Here is a 3,167-nt window from a genome sequence, read left to right on the forward strand (position 1 = left end):
GCGAAGGCGGTCTCGGCCCGCAATCTCCACGACCTGACGACCGAACTCGGTATCGAGCTCGCCGCCTTCGTCCTCTTCTCCTCGGTCACCGGAACGCTTGGTGCGGCCGGGCAGGCGAATTACGCGGCGGCGAATGCGTTCCTGGATGCGCTTGCTGAGCAGCGTCGTGCGGATGGTCTGGTGGCGACGTCGGTGGCGTGGGGTCCGTGGGCCGAGAGCGGCATGGCCGCCGACGAGGCGATGGACGCGCGCATGCGACGCGAGGGCATGCCGCCGATGGCACCCGAATCCGCTCTCGCTGCGCTGGAGCAGGCCGTTGGGGCGGGCGAGACAGCGGTGACTGTCGCGGACATCGACTGGGACCGCTATGCATCCATCGTCGCGGTGGTTCGTCCCCTCCCGCTGATCGGGGACCTCGTCGCCCGCTCGGAGGGCGCGGCCGCCGTCACCGGCCATGGGTCGGTGGTCACGGGTGCCGACGTCGCGGGCGCCGTGGTCCGTCAGCTGGCGGGACTGACTGCGGCCGAACAGGAGCGGGAACTGCTCGGCCTGGTCCGTACCCACGTATCGGCGGTCCTCGGCCACGATGGCTCGGACGCCATCGATGCCGAGCGTTCCTTCAAGGAGCTGGGCTTCGACTCGCTGACCGCGGTCGAGTTGCGCAACCGCCTGGGCGCGGCCACCGAGCTGCGGCTGCCCACCACCTTGGTGTACGACTACCCCACGTCGACCGCTCTCGCCGAGTATCTGCGCGGCGAACTGCTCGGCACCCAGGCGGTGGTGGCCGGTCCGATGGCCACGGTGGTCGATGCGGACGACGATCCGATCGCGATCGTGGCGATGAGCTGCCGCTTCCCCGGTGGTGTTCGGACTCCGGAAGAGCTGTGGCAACTGCTCGCGGACGGCACGGACGCGGTCGGTTCGTTCCCGGCCGACCGTGGGTGGGACCTGGCCCACCTCTACAGCGCGGACCCGGACCGGTCCGGGACGTCATACAGCCGCGAAGGCGGATTCCTCTACGACGTCGCCGACTTCGACGCCGACTTCTTCGGGATCTCGCCGCGTGAGGCGCTTGCCATGGACCCGCAGCAGCGGCTGCTGCTGGAAACCTCGTGGGAAGCCTTCGAGCGGGCCGGCATCGACCCCTCGTCGCTGCGGGGCAGTCAGGCCGGTGTCTTCGTCGGCACGAACGGCCAGGACTACCTCTCGCTGGTCGCGCGGGAAGCCGACGGCCTGGAAGGACACGTCGGTACGGGCAACGCGGCGAGTGTCGTCTCCGGCCGCCTCTCCTATGTGTTCGGTCTCGAAGGTCCGGCGATCACCGTCGACACGGCCTGCTCGTCCTCTCTGGTGGCCCTTCACCTGGCCGTGCAGGCGCTGCGGCAGGGCGAGTGCTCGCTGGCACTGGCCGGCGGCGTGACCGTGATGTCCACCCCGGACGCCTTCGTCGACTTCAGCCGTCAGCGCGGTCTGGCGGAAGACGGGCGGATCAAGGCGTTCGCTGCCGCCGCTGACGGTACGGGCTGGGGCGAGGGTGTCGGCATGCTGCTCGTGGAGCGGCTGTCGGACGCGGAGCGCAACGGGCACCCGGTGCTTGCGGTGGTGCGTGGTTCGGCGATCAATCAGGACGGTGCGAGCAACGGGCTGACTGCGCCGAACGGCCCGTCGCAGCAGCGGGTGATCCGCCAGGCGCTGGCGAGTGCGGGTCTGTCCGCCGATGACGTGGACGCGGTGGAGGCGCACGGTACGGGTACCAGGCTCGGCGACCCGATCGAGGCGCAGGCACTCCTCGCGACGTACGGGCAGGACCGACTGGCCGATCAGCCGCTGCTGCTGGGCTCGATCAAGTCGAATATCGGTCACACGCAGGCCGCCGCCGGTGTCGCGGGTGTGATGAAGATGGTGCTGGCGATCCGGCATGGGGTGCTGCCGCGCACCCTGCATGTGGATGAGCCGACGCCGCACGTGGACTGGTCGACGGGCGCGGTGTCTCTGCTTACGGAGCAGGTGGCGTGGCCGGAGACCGGCCGTCCGCGCCGGGCGGGCGTCTCCTCGTTCGGCCTGAGCGGCACGAACGCGCACACGATCATCGAAGAAGCCCCGGCGTCGAACACCGAGACGGTGCCCGACGAAAGCGGCACTGTACCCTCGGTGCTGCCGCTTGTCCTCTCCGCCAAGGGCACCGCCGGGCTGCGCGCCCAGGCCGAGCGGCTGGCGACCCACCTGGCCGGGGACCCGGCCGCTCACGTGGGTGACATCGCCTTCTCGCTTGCGACCGCTCGCTCCACGCTGGAGACCCGCGCGGTCCTCGTCGGCGATGCGGAGAACCGCGCGGCGCTCGCGGCCGGCCTGAGGAGCCTCTCTCTCGGTGAGCAGCCGCCTGGCCTGGTGCAAGGTGCGGCTGTTGAAGGCCAACTGGCGTTCCTGTTCACGGGGCAGGGGAGTCAGCGGCTGGGGATGGGCCGGGAGCTGTACGAGGCGTACCCGGTGTTCGCGGATGCGCTGGACGCGGTGTGCGCTCATCTGGATGTTCACCTCGAAGTGCCGCTGAAGGATGTGCTGTTCGGCTCGGACTCGGATGCGCTCGACCGGACGGCCTACACTCAGCCGGCCCTGTTCGCCGTTGAGGTGGCGCTGTTCCGGCTGGCTGAGTCGTGGGGTCTGAGGCCGGACTTTCTTTCCGGGCACTCGATCGGTGAGATCGCGGCTGCGCATGTGGCGGGTGTGTTCTCGCTGGAGGATGCTGCCGAACTGGTGGCTGCTCGTGGCCGCCTGATGCAGGCGCTGCCGACGGATGGCGTGATGATTGCGGTGCAGGCTTCGGAGGACGAGGTCCTGCCGCTGCTGACCGACCGGGTGAGCATTGCGGCGATCAACGGCCCGCAGTCCGTGGTGGTCGCCGGAGACCAGGACGCGGCGGTGGCGATCGGCGAGGCCTTCCAGGCGCAGGGTCGTAAGACGAAGCGGCTGGTCGTGAGTCATGCGTTCCATTCGCCGCACATGGACGGCATGTTGGAGTACTTCCGTGAGGTTGCGGAGCGGCTGTCGTACCAGTCCCCGCGTATCCCGGTCGTGTCGAACCTGACCGGGGCCCTGGTGTCGGACGAGATGGGCGCGGCCGATTTCTGGGTGCGGCATGTGCGTGAGGCGGTCCGGTTCCTGGACGG

At 69.7% G+C, this 3,167-nt stretch carries 1 protein-coding gene; it reads left to right on the top strand.

Translation table 11 applies throughout. From position 1 onward, the window contains the following. A partial coding sequence (locus ACZ6ZQ_RS38410) for a type I polyketide synthase (RefSeq protein WP_469773174.1) occupies nt 1-3,167 on the top strand: 3,167 nt, incomplete at both ends.

It is taken from the genome of Streptomyces sp. NPDC053673 (assembly GCF_055585225.1).